Annotated in this window: 22 protein-coding genes and 2 tRNA genes; 16 read left to right on the top strand and 8 right to left on the bottom strand. The window is 66.9% G+C overall.

Going from position 1 to position 20,328, the window contains the following annotated elements; translation table 11 throughout:
- The first annotated feature begins 71 nt into the window (after positions 1-71).
- Positions 72-3,359, top strand: a complete 3,288-nt coding sequence (locus HX774_RS06520; RefSeq protein ID WP_370523359.1) for an amidohydrolase family protein — start codon at positions 72-74, stop codon at positions 3,357-3,359.
- A 220-nt stretch (positions 3,360-3,579) separates the two neighbouring features.
- On the opposite strand, the gene HX774_RS06515 is transcribed toward HX774_RS06520, so the two are convergent.
- From HX774_RS06515 to HX774_RS06500, 4 genes are all read right to left on the bottom strand, one after another.
- Complete coding sequence (locus tag HX774_RS06515; RefSeq protein ID WP_178825288.1) at positions 3,580-4,236, bottom strand: DedA family protein; 657 nt, start codon at positions 4,234-4,236, stop codon at positions 3,580-3,582.
- A gap of 121 nt (positions 4,237-4,357) precedes the next feature.
- On the bottom strand, positions 4,358-4,963 hold the full coding sequence (locus HX774_RS06510; RefSeq protein WP_178825286.1) for a hypothetical protein: 606 nt from the start codon (positions 4,961-4,963) through the stop codon (positions 4,358-4,360).
- A 62-nt stretch (positions 4,964-5,025) separates the two neighbouring features.
- Positions 5,026-5,517, bottom strand: a complete 492-nt coding sequence (msrB, locus tag HX774_RS06505) for a peptide-methionine (R)-S-oxide reductase MsrB (RefSeq protein WP_114817783.1) — start codon at positions 5,515-5,517, stop codon at positions 5,026-5,028.
- A gap of 384 nt (positions 5,518-5,901) precedes the next feature.
- Positions 5,902-7,380, bottom strand: a complete 1,479-nt coding sequence (locus tag HX774_RS06500; RefSeq protein ID WP_178825284.1) for a S41 family peptidase — start codon at positions 7,378-7,380, stop codon at positions 5,902-5,904.
- A gap of 174 nt (positions 7,381-7,554) precedes the next feature.
- Here HX774_RS06500 and HX774_RS06495 point away from each other — a divergent pair, with 174 nt between their 5' ends.
- Entirely contained in the window at positions 7,555-7,938 is a 384-nt protein-coding gene (locus tag HX774_RS06495) for a DUF805 domain-containing protein (RefSeq protein WP_178825282.1), read from the top strand.
- On the opposite strand, the gene lipB is transcribed toward HX774_RS06495, so the two are convergent.
- A complete protein-coding gene (lipB, locus tag HX774_RS06490) occupies positions 7,935-8,651 on the bottom strand; it encodes a lipoyl(octanoyl) transferase LipB (protein WP_178825281.1) in 717 nt (238 codons plus the stop codon). The genes HX774_RS06495 and lipB overlap by 4 nt on opposite strands.
- 9 nt (positions 8,652-8,660) lie before the next feature.
- On the opposite strand from lipB, the gene HX774_RS06485 reads away from it, so the two are divergent.
- The 7 genes from HX774_RS06485 (at position 8,661) to HX774_RS20015 (ending at position 13,924) form a co-directional block, all read left to right on the top strand.
- Positions 8,661-8,966, top strand: coding sequence for a FliM/FliN family flagellar motor switch protein (locus tag HX774_RS06485; RefSeq protein ID WP_114817787.1), 306 nt, complete (start codon positions 8,661-8,663; stop codon positions 8,964-8,966).
- 148 nt (positions 8,967-9,114) lie between these two features.
- Positions 9,115-9,199, top strand: a tRNA-Leu gene (locus HX774_RS06480).
- 64 nt (positions 9,200-9,263) lie between these two features.
- Entirely contained in the window at positions 9,264-10,679 is a 1,416-nt protein-coding gene (gene mgtE, locus HX774_RS06475) for a magnesium transporter (protein WP_114817788.1), read from the top strand.
- Positions 10,680-10,764: 85 nt separating this feature from the next.
- The gene (locus HX774_RS06470) at positions 10,765-11,616 is read left to right on the top strand and encodes a lysozyme (RefSeq protein ID WP_178825280.1); all 852 of its coding nucleotides are present in this window, start codon (positions 10,765-10,767) and stop codon (positions 11,614-11,616) included.
- Positions 11,617-11,658: 42 nt separating this feature from the next.
- Complete coding sequence (locus tag HX774_RS06465) at positions 11,659-12,825, top strand: isovaleryl-CoA dehydrogenase (protein ID WP_178825279.1); 1,167 nt, start codon at positions 11,659-11,661, stop codon at positions 12,823-12,825.
- Positions 12,826-12,877: 52 nt separating this feature from the next.
- Positions 12,878-13,066, top strand: coding sequence for a DUF3008 family protein (locus HX774_RS06460; protein WP_178825278.1), 189 nt, complete (start codon positions 12,878-12,880; stop codon positions 13,064-13,066).
- An 81-nt stretch (positions 13,067-13,147) separates the two neighbouring features.
- Positions 13,148-13,924, top strand: a complete 777-nt coding sequence (locus HX774_RS20015; protein WP_178825277.1) for an exopolysaccharide biosynthesis protein — start codon at positions 13,148-13,150, stop codon at positions 13,922-13,924.
- A 270-nt stretch (positions 13,925-14,194) separates the two neighbouring features.
- Here the strand turns inward: HX774_RS20015 and flaF are convergent, their stop codons facing one another.
- Positions 14,195-14,557, bottom strand: a complete 363-nt coding sequence (gene flaF, locus HX774_RS06450; protein ID WP_114817793.1) for a flagellar biosynthesis regulator FlaF — start codon at positions 14,555-14,557, stop codon at positions 14,195-14,197.
- The gene (gene flbT, locus HX774_RS06445) at positions 14,517-14,942 is read right to left on the bottom strand and encodes a flagellar biosynthesis repressor FlbT (protein WP_114817794.1); all 426 of its coding nucleotides are present in this window, start codon (positions 14,940-14,942) and stop codon (positions 14,517-14,519) included. The genes flaF and flbT overlap by 41 nt, the downstream gene beginning before the upstream one ends.
- 168 nt (positions 14,943-15,110) lie before the next feature.
- Here flbT and HX774_RS06440 point away from each other — a divergent pair, with 168 nt between their 5' ends.
- From HX774_RS06440 to HX774_RS06410, 7 genes are all read left to right on the top strand, one after another.
- Positions 15,111-15,545: a hypothetical protein gene (locus HX774_RS06440; protein ID WP_178825276.1), complete on the top strand. Its 435-nt coding sequence runs from the start codon at positions 15,111-15,113 to the stop codon at positions 15,543-15,545.
- Positions 15,542-15,748, top strand: a complete 207-nt coding sequence (locus HX774_RS06435; RefSeq protein WP_178825274.1) for a hypothetical protein — start codon at positions 15,542-15,544, stop codon at positions 15,746-15,748. The genes HX774_RS06440 and HX774_RS06435 overlap by 4 nt, the downstream gene beginning before the upstream one ends.
- Before the next feature lie 75 nt (positions 15,749-15,823).
- On the top strand, positions 15,824-16,684 hold the full coding sequence (locus HX774_RS06430) for a MoxR family ATPase (protein WP_114817797.1): 861 nt from the start codon (positions 15,824-15,826) through the stop codon (positions 16,682-16,684).
- A gap of 92 nt (positions 16,685-16,776) precedes the next feature.
- The gene (locus tag HX774_RS06425; RefSeq protein WP_178825272.1) at positions 16,777-17,658 is read left to right on the top strand and encodes a methyltransferase type 11; all 882 of its coding nucleotides are present in this window, start codon (positions 16,777-16,779) and stop codon (positions 17,656-17,658) included.
- Between the two features lie 156 nt (positions 17,659-17,814).
- On the top strand, positions 17,815-18,408 hold the full coding sequence (locus tag HX774_RS06420; protein ID WP_114817816.1) for a YfbR-like 5'-deoxynucleotidase: 594 nt from the start codon (positions 17,815-17,817) through the stop codon (positions 18,406-18,408).
- Positions 18,409-18,416: 8 nt separating this feature from the next.
- Positions 18,417-19,373: an NAD regulator gene (locus HX774_RS06415; protein ID WP_178825271.1), complete on the top strand. Its 957-nt coding sequence runs from the start codon at positions 18,417-18,419 to the stop codon at positions 19,371-19,373.
- Positions 19,374-19,468: 95 nt separating this feature from the next.
- Positions 19,469-19,558: transfer RNA gene (locus HX774_RS06410), tRNA-Ser, on the top strand.
- Between the two features lie 523 nt (positions 19,559-20,081).
- On the opposite strand, the gene HX774_RS19735 is transcribed toward HX774_RS06410, so the two are convergent.
- Positions 20,082-20,328: hypothetical protein (locus tag HX774_RS19735; protein ID WP_218650297.1), on the bottom strand; the 247-nt coding region annotated here is incomplete at its 5' end.

Here is a 20,328-nt window from a genome sequence, read left to right as displayed (position 1 = left end):
AAGACCGCTCCGCTCCCGCTAGACCTTGCGACCTCAGTTCGAGGGGTTTGGGGGCTTTCATGAAGCGCAGTTTGTTGACCACCGTCGCGGCCCTGGCCGTGGCCTTCCCGGCGTTCGCGCAAAATGCGCCGGCCAGCGATTCAACGGCGAGCGCCGCCCCCACGACGCCGGACAAGCCCAAGTGGGACGTCCAGAACCCGCCGGGTCCGTCGCATGACGCGACCATCGACGTCACCGAAGGCACCTGGATGTCGCTGGACGTCAGCCCTGACGGCCGCGAGATAGTCTTCGACCTGCTGGGCGACATCTATGTCATGCCGATCAGCGGCGGCGAGGCCCGCGCCATCGCCTCCGGTGTGGCCTGGGACATGCAGCCCAAGTTCTCGCCCGACGGCCGCTCCATCGCCTTCACCTCGGACCGGGGCGGCGGCGACAACCTGTGGGTAATGGATCGCGACGGCTCCAACGCCAAGCAGGTGTCGAACGAGACCTTCCGCCTGCTGACCCAGCCCGACTGGTCGCCGGACGGCCAGTTCATCGTCGGCCGCAAGCACTTCACCTCGTCGCGCTCGCTGGGCGCGGGCGAGATGTGGATGTACCACCGCGCGGGCGGCGGCGGCGTGCAGCTGACCGAGCGCCGCACCCAGCAGAAGGACACGGGCGAGCCCGCCTTCTCGCCCGACGGCCGCTATCTCTACTTCAGCGACGACGCCACCTCGGGCGGCGTGTTCGACTACTCCAAGGACCCGAACACCCAGATCTATGTGATCCGGCGCCTGGATCGCGAAACGGGCGAGGTCACGCCCTTCGTCACCGGCCCGGGCGGCTCGATTCGCCCCACCCCCTCGCCCGACGGCAAGTCCCTGGCCTTCATCCGGCGCGATCGGTACAAGTCCGTCCTCTACGTCATGGACTTGGAATCAGGCCGCGAGACCCCGGTCCACGACGCCCTGGACCGCGACCTGCAGGAAACCTGGGCCATCCACGGCGTCTATCCGACGATGAGTTGGACCCCCGACAACCGCGCGATCGTCTTCTGGGCCGGCGGCAAGATCCATCGCATCGACGTGGCCTCCAAGGCCGTCAGCGAAATCCCTTTCCACGTCGCCGACACCCGCCGCGTGCAAGAGGCCGTGCGCTTCCCCGTCGAGGTCGCCCCTGACCAGTTCGACGTGAAGATGGTCCGCTGGGCCCAGACCTCGCCGGACGGCTCGAAGGTGGTGTTCGAGGCCCTGGGCAACCTGTGGATTCGCGACCTGAGGAACGGCGTGGCCGGGACGCCCCGTCGCCTGACGCGCCAGAGCGACCACTTCGAGCTCTATCCGTCCTGGTCGCGCGACGGCCGCTCCATCGTCTACACGACCTGGAACGATCAGGACCTCGGCACGCTGCGGGTGATTCCCGCCGCCGGCGGCGAGGGCCGCGTCATCAGCGCCCAGCCCGGCCACTATCTGGAGCCGCAGTTCTCGCCGGACGGCCAGACCGTGGTCTATCGCACCTCCAGCGACGGCTTCCTGCGCACGGCCCTGTGGAGCCGCGAGCCGGGCGTCTATCGGACCTCGGTGCGCGGCGGCCAGCCGACGCTGATCACCGATGAAGGCTCCAACCCGCAGTTCGGCGCCCGCAACGACCGGGTCTTCCTGACCGCGCGGGACGGCGACAAGCGCGTGCTCAAGTCGGTCAACCTGTCGGGCGACGACGAGCGCACTCACCTGAGCAGCGAATGGGCCGCCGAGTTCTCGGTCTCGCCTGACGAGCACTGGGTGGCCTGGACCGAGCGCTTCAACGCCTATGTGACGCCCTTCGTCGCCACAGGCCGCGCCGTCACGGTCGGCGCCGAGACCAAGGCCCTGCCCCAGACGCGCGTCACCCGCGACGCGGGCGAATGGCTGCACTGGTCGGGCGATTCCAGCCGCCTGCAATGGTCGATGGGGCCGGAGCTGTTCTCGCGCCCGCTGCAAGAAAGTTTCGCCTTCGCCGAGGGCGCGCCCGCTGAACTGCCCAAGCCCGCCGAGCATGGCATCAAGATCGGCTTCAGCGCCAACTACGCCAAGCCGACCGGCCTTGTGGTCCTGAGCGGCGCCCGACTGATCACCATGAAGGGCGACGAGATCATCGAGGACGGCGTGGTCGTGATCAACGGCAACCGCATCGAGGCCATCGGCCCGCGCGGCTCCGTGACGGTCCCCGCCGACGCCCGTGTCATGGACATGGCCGGAAAGACCATCATCCCCGGCCTGGTGGACGCCCACTGGCACGGCTCGATGGGCTCGGACGAGATCATCCCGCAGCAGTCCTGGGTCAACTACGCGGCGCTCGCCTTCGGCGTGACCACTATCCACGACCCGTCCAATGATTCGAGCGAGATCTTCGCCCACAGCGAACTGGCCAAGGCCGGAAAGGTGGTCGGGCCGCGCATCTTCTCGACCGGCACCATCCTGTACGGGGCGGCGACGCCGTTCACGGCCCAGGTCAATGATCTGGACGACGCCCGGTCCAACCTGCGCCGGATGCAGGCCATCGGGGCCTGGAGCGTCAAGAGCTACAACCAGCCGCGCCGCGACCAGCGCCAGCAGATTCTGGAGGCCGCGCGCGAACTGGGCATGATGGTCGTGCCCGAGGGCGGGTCCCTGTATCAGCACAACATGAGCATGGTGGTGGACGGCCACACCACGATCGAGCACTCGATCCCGCTGGCGCGCCTCTATGCGGATGTGCACCAGCTGTGGCGTCAGACCAAGGTGGCCTACACCCCGACCCTGGTCGTGGCCTATGGCGGCAACTGGGGCGAGAACTACTGGTATCAGGCCACGGATGTCTGGAACGACCCGATCCTGACGAAGTATGTGCCACGCCGCATCCTGGACAGCCGCGCCCGTCGCCCGGTCCATGTGCCCGAAAACGAACTGAACCACATCGACATCGCCCGCGAGGCCAAGCGCCTGTCGGACGAGGGCGTGTCGGTGCAGATCGGCGCCCACGGCCAGCGCGAAGGCCTCGGCGCCCACTGGGAGCTGTGGATGTTCGAGCAGGGCGGCATGACCCCGCATCAGGCCCTGCGCGTCGGCACCCTGAACGGCGCCGCCGCCCTGGGCATGGATAAGGACATCGGCTCGCTGGAAACCGGCAAGCTGGCCGACCTGGTCGTGCTGGACGCCAACCCGCTGGAGAACCTGCGGAACACGGTCAAGATCGGCTATACGATGATCAACGGCCGCATCTTCGACAACCAGATGAACGAGATCGGTCAGGCCCCGCGTCAGCCCTTCTGGCACCAGAGCGCCGAGGGTCAGGCCTGGAGCGCGGGCGCAGCCTCCGCCGAAGCAGATGCACACGGTCACAGCCACGGCCACGACTGACGCGCGTCAGTTCTGAAACGAAGAAGGCCCGACCTTCCGGTCGGGCCTTTTTTCGTGGCTGCAACGTGGGACATGCTCCCCCACCGTCATCCTCGGGCTTGACCCGAGGATCGGATTGTCCGCCTGCGGGACGGCAGCCATGATGAGTGCGCCCTGACGCTCGATCCTCGGGTCAAGCCCGAGGATGACGGCCGTGGTGGAGGGGTTTAAAAGGGCTCGCTTACTTGACCGTCGCAGCCAGCAAGGCCGAGCGCCTGGCCGCCCTGCCCTTCAGCCAGCGCATGGCGACGACGGCGACGACCACCAGTGTCCCAAAGGCGATCAGCATCAGGGTCGGGCCGTGCGCCTCGCTCATGAACTCCAGCTGCGCCAGACCCTTGGCGGCCAGATAGCCGGGCGCCAGCATGGCCAGGACCCAGACGAAGGCGGACGTCACATTGGCCAGTTGGAACACGCGCTGGCGCATCCGCAGAACGCCCACCATGACCGGCACGAAGGCCCGCAGCGGACCGAAGAAGCGGCCGATGAAGATGGAGGCCACGCCGTAACGACGGCAGTAGAGCCGCGTCCACGCGATCTTGCGACGATGCGGCAGCAGCATGGGCTGGCGCAGGACGCCCGTGCCCAGTCGCCGTCCGATCCAGTAGGAGATGGCGTCGCCCATGACCGCGCCGATGACGCAGCCGGCGATGACGGTCAGCGGGTCCAGCACGCCCGCAGCCACCAGACCGCCCGCCGCCACCAGCAGACCCGTGGCCGGCACGAAGGCGCCAATGACCACCAGAGATTCAAAAAACGTGACCAACCCTAGAACGACCCCGGCCCAGACATGGTGTCTGGCGATGAAATCGGCGGCCGAACTAAGCAAACTATCCATACTGGTCCTCTATCGCCTCCCGCATATGGGAGATCGCCCCCCAAAGGGAATGCGGCGATGGGACGCCACCGACGGAAACAGGCAGGCCGTGGCGCGAACGCCTCAGTCCGGGCCGTGGAGTCTAGTTGCCGCCGATCTGGAGCGAGACGCCGGCGGACTTGGAGGTCGTGTCCATGTCCCGCACGTCCGAACGGTCGCGCAGCGGCGCATAGGCCCGGCTGCGATAACCGCCTTCATAGCCGAACGGCTCGACGACGCCGAAAGGACGTCCATAGGCGCCATAGGGCTGCCCCCACGCCGAGCCATAGCCATAACCCCAGGGGCTGTTCTTGGTCTGGCTGACCATCAGATTCAGCGTGCCGGTCTCGCCCAGGGGCAGGGACACCGCCGCCGAATAGTCCCGATAGCCGCCCGTGCCCATGCCGACGCTGAACTGTCCGTGCATCTTGCGCGGCCCGGCCTCCCCCTCGGCCCAGGGATCGATCGGCGCCGGCGAGGCGCTGGCCGTGCGCTCGCCGATCCAGCGGGAAATCTGCGCATCCGTCGACAGGCCGTGCGGGGCGGCGCTCTGCACCGTCGTGCTGGGCGAGGCGTCGGAGGTGGATTCGGCCAGCAGGGCGGCGGAGGCTGTCGGAATAGCCTGTTCGCCGCGCGGCGCGGTCGTGACCACGCCCTCCGGGTCCATGTTCGCCAGCAACATCGCGGCGGCGGCCAGTTCGATCATCATGCGCCCGTACTCCCGTTCACGACTACCCTAACCGCAAATGCGGCCCCAAAACGACTATTCGCTCAGGCGGTCCCGTCACCGCGCCCCAGCGGGTCAGGCAGGGCCTCGCCTTCCGGCACAAAGCTGAGGGCGACGGAATTGATGCAATAGCGCAGGCCGGACGGGGGCGGACCGTCGGGGAAGACGTGGCCCTGATGGCTGTCGCAGCGGGCGCAGCGCGTTTCGACGCGGACCATGCCATAGCTGTCGTCACGCACGGCGCGCACATGAGCCTCATCCACCGGCACGCTGAAGCTGGGCCAGCCGGTGCCGCTTTCGAACTTGGTGGCTGAGCGGAACAGCGGCAGGCCGCATTCACGGCAACAGAAAACCCCGGCCCGCTTCTCGCCCAGCAAGGTCCCGCAGAAGGGCGCCTCGGTGCCGTGGGCCAACAGGACGCGCTTTTCCTCGGGCGACAAGTCGGCCTCCAGCGCGATGCGCTGGCTCTCGCTCGGCGGCGTCAAATCAAAGCCCGAAGGCGAACGCAGAGGCGTGGGGGATTCGGTCTGGGTCATGACCCTAATGTAGTCAGGGCGAAAGAGATTGCACGGACGGCTGGTTGGCGAACTTGCGAAAGGCCACCGAGAACCCTCTCCCGGCGGGAGAGGGCTTGAGCCTCCAAGAGCGTAGCGATTGGAAAGGCGAAAGGGTGAGGGGCTGCGGCCTCATTCGGCGATAGCCGTGGCGCGGCGGCTTGCGCCGACGGATACCGACGCCCCTCATCCGGCCCTGCGGGCCACCTTCTCCCATCGGGAGAAGGACGACTGAGATCAGCGTCAGTCCCCAGAATCAAAACACCCCCGGGCGCGAACCCGGGGGTGAGATGGACGGGCCTCAAGTAGCCCGAAGGGCGGTAGGCCCTAGAACAATGGCCTCAAGTAGCCCGAAGGGCGGTAGGCCTAGAACAAAGTGCCCACCCAGGCGCGAACGGCGGCTTCGTCGGTCGGGTTGCCGGTGTAGGTCAGCCCCTGGGCCGGGACATAGCCCTGGTTGTTGCCGCGCTGACGCGTGGTCCAGGCCTTGTGGCCATAGCTGAGGTCCGAATAGTTCGACGGCAGGCGCTGCACGGTCGGCTCGATGAAGATCGAGTCCACGTCAGTGGCCGAACCGGCCAGCTGCACGTTCGGCAGACGGGTCAGCAGGTCGAGGGTGTCCAGGCAGCCGTTGGTGCAGCCGCCGTCGACCAGAACCACAACCTTGCCCTGCACGGGGTTGGTGGCGCCGGTGTCGGCCACGGACGGACGGCCCGGCATGACGAAGGTCTGCTGACCAGCAGCCAGGGCGGCGTCAAAGGCGGCGACGATGGCCTGGGTCTGCTCGATGACCGGGGCCGATTCCTGCACGAAGCGCGGGTCCGACTGCATCCGGTTCAGGGTGTCGGCGAACCACTGGCGGTTGGCGGCGGTGGCGCGATAGGTGATCTGACCGGCTTCCGGCTGGCGGCTGACGGTGAACTCCGGCGTCCAGATGCGGTTGGCCAGGCCATAGCCGCGCGAGGTGGCGTTGACCGAACCGCCCTCGGCGCCGCGCAGGTCGATGACCAGGCCCTGCGCACCGCGCAGCGTTGCGATCTGGCTCTCCACCTGAGCGAAGAAGGCGTCCCAGCCGGCGTTGTCTTCCAGCGAGTTGACGTGCACCCACGGACGACCGTCAACCTGCTCGATCGACAGCTTGGTCGCGCCCGGCGTGAAGACCGAAGCGCGGTAGGCGGCCTCCAGGTTCGCGGCCGTCGCCGGCTGCGGGCTCATCTTGTATTCGCGGGCGCGACGGCCGACCTGGAACTCGCAGGTCGAGGGCACGCCGCCGACCATGGGGTTGTTGCGGTTCCACAGGAGGTAGGGCGCGGTGCGGACCCGGGCCGCCTCGGTGGTCAGGTCGCCTTCAAAGCCGTCGAGCTTGGCCTTGGCGAAGTCTGCGATGGGCTGAAGGTTGCAGGTCTTGACCACGGCGCCGACCGGCGGCGCGCCGCGCACGCCCGGCTGGACGTAGGAAACGACGTATTCGCCGTTGCGCCAGGCGGTGGCCACGCCGGGCCAGCCGGTGGCGAAGAAGGGGCTGGCCGCTTCAAAGGTCGGCTTGGTGGCGATGTTCGAGTCGCGGAAGCCATTGGCGTAGTAGCGCAGCAGGTAGGCGTGGCTTTCGCCGCTGTTGACCTGACCGGCCTTGGACAAAGCGTCTTGCAGCCCGGCGTCGATCCAGCTGCGGAAGGTTTCGCTGGCGGCGCCCGGCACCACGGCGGCGGGGTGGTTGGCCTTCAGCGCGTCGTGCGTGGCCTGAAGATCCTGGCGGGCCAGGTCGCTGAAGTTCTGAGCCGAGGCGTTGCCGGCCGCGAGGGCCAGGGCGAGAACAGCCGCCGAAGCGGTGAGCAGACGTTGCATGAAGGGAACTCCCAGAGGCCGTCGAAACGCGGTTTCGCCGTGTTTAAACCCAAGAAAGGCCGTCGTTAAACCCCCGCGACGAATTGACCGCGACGCTTGGCCCCGTGCCTGGCCCCGTGCTCGCCCTCGTCGCCGCCCGTTTACTCGGGCCGACCTGCGCCCTAGTTCGGGCGGATGCATCGCTTCTCTGACCTGTTCCTGACGTCCAGCGGCCGCATCGGCCGGATCGCCTTCCTCGTGGGGGCGGGCCTGGTGCTGGGGGTCTGGGCGGCGTTCGACCTGCTGGCGCCTTTGGCCGTGCGCGACATGGCGGGCTGGCTGGTTGCAGCCGCCCTGCTCTACAGCGCCGCCTGCCTGCTGTCGCAACGGCTGCACGATCGGGGGCGGTCGGGCTGGTGGAGCGGGCCGATCCTGCTGGCCTTCGCCATGGCCTGGCCTCGGCCCCAGGCGCCGTTCGACTGGATCGCCCTCGGGCTGCTGGTTCTGGTCGCCGTCGACCTGATCCTGCTGCCGGGCCAGAAGGCCTTCAACCGCTACGGCGCGCCGCCCAAGACCTAAAGAGGAGCTTCGCTCGTTTCGACCGGGCCGAAGACCCGCTGGAACGAGGCCTTCAGCGCCCCGTCCGCCTCGTCCATCGTCGCCAGGACGCCGAGATCGACCAGGCTGGTGACGCCGTGCTCGGTGATGCCGCAGGGCACGATGCCGCCGAAATGATCCAGCTCCGGCTCCACGTTCAGGCTGATGCCGTGGAAGCTGACCCATTTGCGCACCTTGACCCCGATGGCGGCGATCTTGTCCTCGCGAGACCAGCCCGCGCCCTTGCGCTCGACCCATACGCCGACGCGGCCCTCGCGCATTCCGGCCTCGACGCCGAACTGATCCAGGGCGCCGATGATCCAGTCTTCCAGACCATGCACGAAGGCGCGCACGTCCTTACCGCGCTTGTTCAGGTCCAGCATGACATAGGCCACGCGCTGGCCCGGCCCGTGATAGGTGAACTGCCCGCCCCGCCCCGTCCGATGCACCGGGAAGCGGTCGGGCGCCAGCAGGTCGTCGTCCTTGGCCGAGACGCCCGCCGTATAGAGGGGCGGATGCTCCAGCAGCCAGACCACCTCCTCGGCCTCGCCCGCCGCGATGGCCGCGACGCGGGCCTCCATGGCGGCGACGGCGGGCTCATAGTCGACATAGCCGGTCGAGACCGCCCATTCGACGGGACGACCGTCGGCGCGGATCAAAGATGGTTGGGTGATACTTAACGGGTCGGCAAGCATGACGCTTCAATGTGTCTCTCGACGGGGCGGCGCAAGGGCCTCCCCTTCATTGTGAGTATCATCTTGAGCCAGATCGAAGCCGTCGAAGTCGAGATTTCGGTCGTGCTGGGCCGTTCGGTCCTGCCGATGCAACAGCTGCTGCGCATGGGTCGCGGCGCGGTGATCCCGCTGGACGCCTCGGAACGCGACGAGGTCTGGATCCTGGCCAACAACCACCCGGTGGCGCGCGGCGAGATCGAGATTCGCGACGACCGTATCGCCATCACCGTGACCCGCCCCGCCGACATCTATGACTTCATGGCCGGCGCGGCTTGATGTGGAGCCGCGTTCAGAAGGCTCCGCCTTCTCGACCCGACGCGGCTCTCGATGGTGAAACCGCAGGAAAAGCCGAGACTTCGTCTATTTCCGCAAAAGCCTCTTTTCTTTCCGTCGCCTCTCCGCTATTGCCCGCCCTCCGATGCGAGCGGTCGTGGCGGAATTGGTAGACGCGCAGCGTTGAGGTCGCTGTGGGGCAACCCGTGGAAGTTCGAGTCTTCTCGACCGCACCATCTGATCTGACAGGGCGATATTCGGCTTTCTACCAAGGCTGACAACATTCGGGGAGGCAGACACGTGAGCAACACGGATTCCGCCTCCCCGGCCCCTGAACACGACATCGAAACCGAAGATCACGTCGCCCTGGGCGAGGACTACGCTCTGACGGCGTCCTTCGTCGAAAAGGTCGTGGACGCCGCCGACGACGGCGACGGCATGCGCCTTCGCGGCCTGCTGGAAGACCTGCACCCCGCCGACGTCGCCGACCTGATGGGCTTCCTGACGTCCGAGCACCGCGCCGTCGTGGTACAGTGGCTGCCGCCTGACCTTCTGGCCGACACCCTGCCCGAGCTGGACGACGGCATCCGCGAGGAAGTGCTGGAGCGGGTGCCTCACCTGACCCTGGCCGAGGCTCTGCAAGAGCTGGACTCCGACGACGCCGCCGCCGTGGTCGAGGACCTGGAGGACGACCAGCGCGAGAAGGTGCTCGCGGCCATGCCCGAGGAGGATCGGGCCGCGATCGAAAGCTCGCTGGGCTATCCCGAGGATTCCGCCGGCCGCCTGATGCAGCGCGAGGTCATGGCCGCGCCGCTGTTCTGGAACGTCGGCGACACCATCGACCACGTCCGGCGTCAGGGCGAGGACCTGCCCGAGCTCTTCTTCGACATCTATGTGGTCGACCCGTTGAACCGCCCGGTCGGCGGCGTGGCCATCAGCCGCCTGCTGCGGGCGCCGCGCGAGACCCCGCTGTCCGAGTTGATGCAGCCGGTCAACGAGATCGACGTCGATGTGGACCAGGAAGAGGTCGCCTACATCTTCGAGAAGTACAACCTGATCTCGGCCCCGGTCGTGGACACCGGCGGGCGGCTGGTCGGTCAGCTGACGGTCGATGACATCGTCCACATCATTCAGGAAGAAAACCGCGAGGACATCCTGCGTCTGGCCGGTGTTTCGGACGAGGACCGCTCTTCAGGCGTGCTGGAGATCGTGCGCGGCCGCGTGCCGTGGCTGGGCATCAACCTGTTCACCGCCGTCCTGGGCGCCGCTGTCATCGCCGTCTTCGAGGGCACGATCCAGCAGATCGTCGCCCTGGCCGTGCTGATGCCCATCGTCTCGGCCATCGGCGGCAACGCCGGCACCCAGGCCCTGGCGGTGACGGTCCGCGCCCTGGCCACGCGGGAACTGACCTCGTCCAACGCCGTGCGAACCTTCTGGCGTGAGATGATGGTGGGCCTGGTCAACGGTCTGGTGCTTTCGCCCCTGATCGGTCTGGCGGCGGGCTTCTGGTTCCAGGACTGGCGCCTGGGCGCGGTCATCGCCGCGGCCATGATCCTGAACCTGCTGGTCGCGGCCACGGTCGGCGTGCTGACGCCGCTGACCCTGTCCAAGCTGAAGTTCGACCCCGCCGTCTCCTCGGCGGTCTTCGTGACGGCGACGACGGACTTCTTCGGCTTCCTGATCTTCCTCGGCCTGGCGACCATCGTCCTCCTTTAAAGGGGGCGTCCTCCTTTAAAGGGCGCGTCCTCCTTTAAAGGGCGCGTCCTGCTCTGAAGCGGGACGACGTGGTTCGGAACGCGGCTTGCTGCTTCGCCTAATGGGCGAGCGCGCCCGTTCCGAATTGGGTCAGTCCGTGTCCGCAACAACGTCCCAGCGTCTGAAGGTGTCCCGCGAGGGTCTGCTTCTGATCAAGAGCTTCGAGGGCTTTCGCCCCCGGACCGTGCGTCGTCGCGACGGCGTGCCGGTCATCGGCTACGGCCACGTGAAGTCCGCCCGCCCCGGCGCGACCATCACCGAGGCCGAGGCCGAACTGCTGCTGCAATATGACCTGCTGCCCATCGTCGAGGTCATCAACAGCCGCGTCTCGATCCCGCTGAACCAGCATCAGTTCGACGCACTGGCCAGCTTCATCTTCTCGGTCGGGGTCCAGCGTTTCGAAGGCTCCGACGTGCTGGAGCGCCTGAACGCCGGTTCAACGGCCCAAGCCGCCGAGGCCCTGAGCGGTTGGCCGGATCGGGTCCAGCCGCCCGTCGACGCCCCCTATCGCCGCCGCTCGGCGGAACGCGCCCTGTTCGACGCCGCGCCCGACCGCCCCGCCCCGCTCGACGCCCTGCTGACCGCGCCCGTTCGCGGCCCCAACGCCGTCCAGCACGCCGAAGATGAAACGCCCGCCACCGTTCAGGTGCTGCGTCACGAGAAGCGCACGACGCAGACGCCGGCCTGGAACGACACCGGCGCCGTCATCTTCATCGGCGGCGTCGGCCTGCTGGCCTTCATCGCCGGAATCGCCGCCTTCCGTCGCGTGCTGGCGGATCATCAGGCCACCGACGGCACGGTTCTGATCGGCGGGGTTTTGGCCGTCATCGGCCTGATCTTCATCGGCGTCGCGGGCTGGAACCTGACGCGCAAGCGGAACAATAAGCGCGCCGTCTGACGCCACTTTGCGAAGCGCGTGCGCGATGCTACGCCTTGCGGCATGAGCATTCCCTTCGCGCCCCAATCCATGGAATTCGGCCTCGGCGAGAACGCCGACGCCATTCGTGAAACCACCGCCCGCTGGGCCGCCGACCGGCTGGCTCCCCTCGCCGCCGAGATCGACGAGAAGAACGAGTTCAGGCGCGAGCTGTGGCCCGAGATGGGCGAGCTGGGCCTGCACGGCATCACGGTCGAAGAAGAGTTCGGCGGCCTCGGCCTCGGCTACCTCGAACACGTGGTGGCGATGGAGGAAGTGTCGCGCGCCTCGGCCTCGATCGGCCTGAGCTACGGCGCCCACTCCAACCTGTGCGTCAACCAGATCCGCCGCTGGGGCACGCCCGAGCAGAAGCAGAAGTATCTGCCCAAGCTGATCTCGGGCGAACACGTCGGCTCCCTGGCCATGTCGGAGGCCGGTTCCGGCTCGGACGTCATGTCGATGCGCACCCGCGCCGACAAGAAGGGCGACCGCTATGTTCTGAACGGCACCAAGTTCTGGATCACCAACGCCCCCTCGGCCGACACCCTGGTGGTCTACGCCAAGTCCGACCCCGAGGCCGGCTCCAAAGGCTGCACCGCCTTCATCGTCGAGCGCGGCATGAAGGGATTCAGCGTCTCCAAGAAGCTGGACAAGATGGGCATGCGCGGCTCCGACACCGCCGAGCTGGTGTTCGAGGACTGCGAGATCCCGGAAGAGAACGTCATGGGCCCTGTCGGCGGCGGGGCCGGAGTGCTGATGAGCGGCCTGGACTATGAGCGCGCCGTCCTAGCGGGCGGGCCTCTGGGCATCATGCAGGCGGCGCTGGACGTGGTCCTGCCCTACGTCCGAGATCGCAAGCAGTTCGGCAAGCCGATCGGCAGCTTCCAGCTGATGCAGGCCAAGGTCGCCGATATGTACGTCGCCCTGAACAGTGCCCGCGCCTATGTTTATGCCGTGGCCCGCGCCTGCGATCAGGGCAAGACCACCCGCTACGATGCTGCTGGCGCCATCCTGCTGGCCTCGGAAAACGCGGTGAAGGTGTCACTGGAGGCCGTGCAGGCCCTCGGCGGCGCCGGTTACACCAAGGAATGGCCGGTCGAGCGCCTGGTCCGCGACGCCAAGCTCTATGACATCGGCGCCGGCACCAACGAAATCAGGCGCTTCCTGATCGGGCGCGAACTGCTGGGCTGACGGAACGACACGGCGGGCGGACGGTTTCTTTTGCTCACGCAGGAGAGCCGCCATGCCCGCCAAATCCGCCGCTCAACAGAAGGCCGCCGGGGCCGCCCTGTCCGCCAAGCGCGGCGAAACGCCGAAATCCAGGCTGAAAGGCGCGTCGAAATCCATGATGGAGTCGATGAGCGAAAAGCAGCTTGAAGAATTCGCCCATACGCCGCGCAAGAGCAAACCCGAGCACGTGACGAAACATTAAGCCGCACCCTATGCGTGAGGGATGGCGCAGGGTTCGCGCCGCCCCTAACTTGGCGAACATTCGCTCCCCGAGTCTCGCCTGATGACGCTTGTTTCCTCGCCGCCGCCCGATGAGAGCCGGACGTTTTCGGACGTTCTGGAATCTCTCGGCCATGGCGACGATCCCAAGCTGACCTTGAAGGAAATGGTCGAGGCCTTTGGCGAACGGGGCTTCGGCGCTGTCATCCTGATGCTGTCGCTGATGGCCCTGCTGCCCTGGCCCCCAGGGGGAAAGGCGGTGTTCTCGGCCCCCATCATCCTGATCGCCGCCGAACTGGCCCTGCAACGCGACAAGGTCTGGCTGCCGCGCTGGCTGATGAAGGTCACGCTTGGCCGCGAGACCTACCGGCGGCTGCTGGCCTCTCACTTCGCCGCCCCGCGCTGGCTTCGTCGCTGGGTGCTGCTGGGCGAGGTTCAGATCGGCTTCGGTCGATGGTCGGCCCGCTACGGCTTTTCAGACTGGGTTCGGCAAGCCGTCAGAAAGCGCCCCGACAGCCCGACGACCATTGAGCTTCTGCGGCGCGCCGAACGCCTGACCCGCCCCCGCTGGCCCATCATGACCGGCGAGGCGGCCGATGTGGTGATCGGGATCATCTGCATCCTGCTGGCCATGATGATGGCCTTGCCCGTGCCGTTCGGCGACGCCCTGCCCGGCCTGACCCTGGCGATCTTTGGGCTGGCCATCATTCAGAGGGACGGCGTCTTCATCGTCGCCGGACTGATCGGCACGGCCATCTGCACCGTCTATCTGGCCCTGGTGTGGACCACCGTCGTGGCCATTGTTCACGGCATCGCCCACTGGTTCGGCACGCTGTTCTAGCGCTCAAGTCGCGCGCAGCGCGATAGCGCACATCAAGATACAAAAAGCGCCGCCGGGTTGCCCCAGCGACGCTTCATTGTCTGACCGCGAACGGCCTAACCGCTGCCTCCCCGAAGGATCAGGCCCGGACCTCCCGCGAGGTCCAGATCGCGGCTGTCGCTCGCGATTGATGACAATGAGACACTGGCCACCTCCTTTCAGCTGCTTGAACAGGAAGGTCAGGCTAGGTCCGGTCGCGGCCAGTCGTAAAGGCCGCTCCCGCCATCGTGATCAGGCCGGTTGAGGCGAAGGCGCCAGGCCCTGCATGACCATGCGGTTGATGTCGATCAGGGTCTCGAAATCCCCCTCGCCGCGCATGACCGCCGAGCTGTGGCGACCGATGAACAGGTCCAGTGAAATGATCTGCGCCCGCAAGGCCTGCGGCATGGCGTTGGTCGAGTCGCTGCACGACGTGGACAGCGTCGACCACAGCCGCCGGTTCCAGTCGATCGCGTCGATCCGGGTGGCGATGTCCAGCTTGTCGACCGTGGATGCGTGCATCAGGGCCCGCGTCACCTGGCCGAACAGCCGGTATTCCATTTCGCGCGGTGATTCAGCCCGCGTCGCCGCCGTCTTGTACGCTTGAAGCGACATTGCCGAGCCTTTGGTCTTCGTAATCGACGATCTTACGGGCGCCCATCAGGGCCTTGTAGTACTGCCGCGCCAGCACGTGCTTGGAGCAGGTCACGCACTCCGCCAGGATATCCGGGTTGCGGACCGCCCCCATGAACTCCGTCAGGCGCAGGGCGAACTCGTCATAGAAGTTCGCCGCCGACGGCTCGTCCAGATACATCATCATGACGGGGAAATAGATGCGGCGCGCGGGCGTGGTCACGTCCTCGGGCTGCATGATGTCCTTTTCACGCAGGACGCTGGCCTTGTTTTGCAGAACCAGGACGCCGCGCCGGTCGCCGTTCTGGACGACGGCGCCGTTCAGGACGAATTTCTCGCCGGGCTTGAGCGATAATTTCAGCGGCAAAGGGGATCTCCGTGGCGCACCCCAACCTGAACGGTCGGCGACTGAAGAACTGTAAAGCAGCGTGGTTAACCATCTCTTCCCGCGTCACTGCGGCAAACGCCGTATGCATCAATCAACGGAACGTCGCCCCTGCCTGAGCCGTTAGCTTGATCAGCAAGGAGGCGCACAATGGGCAACCCGGACCACGATTTCGACGCCCAGGATCAGGCCGAAATCTATGACGAGACCCACATCGACGATGAAGGCGACGGCGAGTTGTCGCTGGATGAAGCCGACGACGTTCTGGACGTCACCCAGGCCGAAGGCGACGGCGACGAGGAGCCGTTCGACGAAGACGATCAGGACCTGGACCAGGCGCTCGCCCTTGACGGCATCGAAGCTGAGGCGGACGCCCTGTTGGGCCTGGATGCCCAGCGCGTCAGCGAAATCGACGCCAACGGCGAGATCGGTTCCGCCCCGGACGAGGTGGAGCTGGTCTACGCCGGTCTGATGCGCAACCAGCGCGGCGCCCAGGCCAGCGCCGCCCACTGGGAGGCCAAGCGCCTCTCGGATGACGACATCGAGGACCTGGGCTACGGCCCAGACAGAGAGGAGACAGCATGAGCGAGCATCATCCCACCAAGACCCAGGAAGACTGCGACCCCAACACCCCGCCCGCGAAGTCCGCGGCGCGTGAGGAGGGCAAGCCCGACCAGTTGAAGGACAAGGCCAAGGAGGCCGAGAACCGCCAGGAAGCTCTGATCGACGAAGGCGTCGAGGAAACCTTCCCCGCCAGCGACCCCGTCTCGGCCAAACGCATCACCTGACGGGCGGCACGGTCTGTTCAGGCGCGTCTTGATAAGCTACCTGCTCCATTCCCCCTTGATTGGAGCAGGTTTTTCATGAGCCGGTTCGAAGGCACGTCCAACTATATCGCCACCGACGACCTGAAGGTGGCGGTCAATGCGGCGGTGGCGCTGGAGCGCCCGTTGCTGATCAAGGGCGAGCCGGGCACGGGCAAGACGGTTCTGGCCTATGAGCTGGCGCGGGCGCTGAACGCCCCCCTCATCACCTGGCACGTCAAGTCGACGACCAAGGCCCACAACGGTCTCTATGAATACGACGCCGTCAGCCGTCTGCGCGACAGCCAGCTGGGCGACGAGCGCGTCCATGACGTGCGCAACTATCTCAAGAAGGGCAAGCTGTGGGAGGCCTTCACCGCCCCGGCCCGCCCGGTCCTGCTGATCGACGAGATCGACAAGGCCGACATCGAATTCCCCAACGACCTGTTGCAGGAACTCGACCGCATGGAGTTCTACGTCCAGGAGATCGACGAAACGATCCGCGCTGAAATCCGCCCGGTCGTGGTCATCACCTCGAACAATGAAAAGGAGCTGCCGGACGCCTTCCTGCGCCGCTGCTTCTTCCACTACATCCGCTTTCCCGACGCCGAGACCATGCAGGACATCGTCGAGGTCCACTTCCCCGGCATCAAGCCGCGGCTGGTCGCCGAGGCGCTGCGGACCTTCTATGAAATCCGCGACACGCCGGGCCTGAAGAAGAAGCCCTCGACCTCGGAACTGCTGGACTGGCTGAAGCTGCTGCTGGTCGATGACGTCTCGCCCGAAACCCTGCGCGAAAAGACGCCGGGCAAGCTGATCCCGCCCCTGCACGGCGCCCTGCTGAAGAACGAGCAGGACGTTCACCTGTTCGAGCGGCTGGCCTTCCTGAACCGGCGCGAGGGCGGCCGTCCCGGGGGCTGAGACCGCCGCGCTTCGGCCGTCTTCGATTACCGCGATTTCACTGGAATAGCTGCGCCTTGCGCGCACAATCGGACCCGAACAGGAGCCGACCCATGCATCATCTCCTCTGGCCCGCCTGCGCCCTCGCGCTGATGACCGCCGCCTGCGACAACGCCGGTACGGTTCGCATCACCTCGACCTCCTCCGGCAAGGAAGCCGGCGTGCTCAAGGTCGTGGACACTCTGCAATGCCCGCAGACTCAAGGCGTGCTGACCCGCAAGGGTTCGGCCCGGGCCGACGGGACGACCTGCGTCTACAGCGGCCCGCGCGGCTCCGAAGTCACCCTGCATCTGGTGTCGCTGAACGGCGGATCGGTTCAGGACGCCCTCAAGGTGTTCGAGAATCGCCTGTCCGCCGACCTGCCCGAAGCCCTGGCCGAAGCCCGCGCCGACGAGGATCGCGCTCGCGCCGAAGCCGACCGCGCACAGGCCGACGCCGCCAGGGCCGAGGCCGATGCCGAACGTGAGGGCGCCGATGCCAAGCGCGCCGCCGCCGACGCCGCTGCGGACTCCGCCCACATCAGCGCGCCCGGCATGCGCATCGACGCCCAGGGCGACAAGGCCACCGTCCGCCTGCCCGGCATGAGGATCGACGCCGACGGCGACCGCGCCAACATCAAGATCGGCGGCATCACCATTCGCGCCGACGACAAGAGCGGTCAGGTGAACGTGCGCTCAACCGACGAGGTCGTCAGCATCGACGCCCACGACAATACCGCCCGCATCCGCACTAGCGCCCCGGGCGAGGCCGTGCGCGCCACCTTCCTGATGACCGCCGACCAGTCCTCGACCACCGGCTGGCGCATCGTCGGCTATGAGGCGCGCGGCCCCTCGGGCGGCCCCATCGTCGTCGCCACCGTGCGCGGCAAGGATCGCAATGAAAACCGTGTGTTCGAGGCCGCCAAGGCCCTGGTGACGCTGAACGTCGGGGATTAACCCCCACGAATCGCAACGCCTGCCCTTGATCGAGCGTTCGGGATGCGTCACCTCACCTGCCCCATGCGCAGGACCCCGATTTTGGCCGAAGAACACGAAGACCTGGCGCCCAAGCCCAAGCCCAGAACGCCCAAGCCCCCGCGCGCCTGGCAGCGGATGCTGTCGGGCCGTCGCCTCGACCTGCTCGATCCGTCGCCGTTCGACATCGAGATCGAGGACATCGCCCACGGCCTGGCCCGCGTCGCCCGCTGGAACGGCCAGACCATCGGCGAGCACGCCTTCTCGGTCGCCCAGCACTCGCTGGTGGTCGAGGAGATCGCGGCCCACATCCGTCCGGGTCTGGAACCAAAATGGCGGCTGGCAGCCCTGCTGCACGACGCCTCTGAATACGTCATCGGCGACATGATCTCGCCGTTCAAGTCGGCGCTGGGCGCCGGCTACAAGGACTTCGAGGCCCGGCTGGAAGCCGCCATCCACGTCCGTTTCCAGCTGCCGCCCAAGACGCCGCAGACCATCAAGACCCTGATCAAGAAGGCCGATCGCGCCTGCGCCTTCTATGAAGCGACCCAGCTGGCCGGCTTCAACCGGCGCGAGTCTCTCCAGATCTTCGGCGCCCCGCCCGCCGGCTATGACCTGATCATCGATCCCCTGCCCGCCTCGGTGGCGCAGCAGCGCTATCTGGACCGCTACCGCGTTCTGGCCGAAGCTGTCGGCATCCTGCCCGGCGCCGACGCCTGGCACACGGAATAAGGGACTGCATGACGCAAGGGGCGGCGACCCAGGGCAACGAGCAAGGCGTGCGGATCGGCCTGTCGGCCGTGGTCATCGCCCTGCGCGCCGGTCAGGCGGTGGTCCTGACCACCCATGCCGCCGACGGCGCCCCGGCCCTGCCCTTCGGCCCCTTCGACCCGGCCCGCGACCGCACCTTCGAACTGGCCCTGCGCGCCTTCGTGACCCAGCAGACCGGCTTTCCGCTCGGCTTTGTCGAACAGCTCTATACCTTCGGCGACGCGGGCCGCGCCTCGCCGCGCGCCACGCCCGGCCCTGAACGTGCGCGCGAGGTCTCGGTCGGCTACCTGGCCCTGACCGCCGAGGCGCCCGAGGCCCCCGGCCTGGACGCCGCCTGGACCCCCGTCTTCGACATCTTCCCGTGGGAGGACTGGCGCGACGGCCCGCCCGCCGTGATGGCCACCCTCTCGCCCGCCCTGCGCGCCTGGGCCGCCGACGACGCCCGCCGCCTGGGTCGGGCCGAGACCCTGTTCGCCCTGACGCCGGATCGTCGCTGGAATGAAGAGCGGGTGCTGGAGCGCTATGAGCTGCTCTACGAGGCCGGGCTGGTCGCCGAGTCCGCCCGCGACCACGACCGCCCCGCGCCGTCACCGCTGCCTGACCTGCCTATGGCCTCCGACCACCGCCGCATCGTCGCCACCGCCTTGGGCCGCCTGCGCTCCAAGCTCAAGTATCGCCCGGTCCTGTTCGACCTGACGCCCGACACCTTCACCCTGTCCGCGCTACAGGCCGCCGCCGAGGCCGTCGCGGGGCTTTCGCTGCACAAGCAGAACTTCCGCCGCGGGGTCGAACGCGCCGGCCTGGTCCAGGCCACGGGCGTGTTTTCCAGCGACACCGGCGGTCGTCCGGCCGAGCTGTTTCGCTTCGTCGGCATTGATCCGCTGGGCGGCCCCGCGCCCGGCCTGACCCTACCCGGACAGCGCTGAAACTTTTATCGAATTTCTTGCCTAGAATCGCTTGCGGCCCGCGCCGCCTTTGACTAGAGAAGCCCCTCGCTCGACCAAGCGAATATCGGCCCCGCGGAGAGGTGGCAGAGTGGTCGAATGTACCGCACTCGAAATGCGGCGTAGGTGGAAGCCTACCGTGGGTTCGAATCCCACCCTCTCCGCCACCGGCCTTGATTTCATTGAACTTTTCCCCACTCGGGGGCCTCACCCATCAAACCACCCATCAAAAACTCTACGCCTGAATCCCACCTTTTCACGGCTGTTCAGGTGGCGCCATGGTGTTTCAAAGACCTTGAGGCCGCGCCGCTCTCCGCTTGATCATGCCAGATGGCTTCGCCCCCACGCCTTCGCCTCGACGAAGCCAGGTCATATAGAGATTGAACAGAATCCCCCCCTTGGCGACGCCCACGCGACGCGCGCGCCGGCCCTTGCCGCGATGACTTCGAAACCTGCTAGTCGCCCGGTCCGCTTCGCCATCATCCGTCTCCGACTCATTCTCGCACGAGCTTCACCCATTCTCGGGCTTCCCTGAACCCACGACCGCGCGGGCCCCATCCCGTCACTCGGACGATCTTTGTCCGTCGCCCGCCACCTAGGTCGGCAAAGCGCCGATACCGTTGAAAAAGTCCGGCGACCGCTGAAACGGCGCAAACCACGGGCGGGTCCCGAAATTCCGCCCCAATGAAATCAATCGCTTAGTTTTCCGCGACGGCTCCAGATCGAGCCGAAAAGGCCGATCACGGCCGGCTCGCGGACTTTTTCAACAGTATCCGCCATGTGTGGAAGGCTCTCCGTTGGCAAGGATTGATTTGACGTTCTGCTGAGCCTGGTCGGTGCGGCCATGTGTTCGACCTGTTGGTGCGGTTCGCATGACCGCTGGCCATAATGCCTTCCGCGAAGATGGGTCCTGACCAACAGCACGCGCTCGAGGCGC

The sequence above is a fragment of the Brevundimonas sp. P7753 genome, assembly GCF_013386595.1.
In the GTDB taxonomy this organism is placed as follows: Bacteria; Pseudomonadota; Alphaproteobacteria; order Caulobacterales; family Caulobacteraceae; genus Brevundimonas; species Brevundimonas bullata.
The sequence above is the reverse complement of the archived record's forward strand: the minus strand, read 5'-3'. Positions and strand labels throughout refer to the sequence as shown.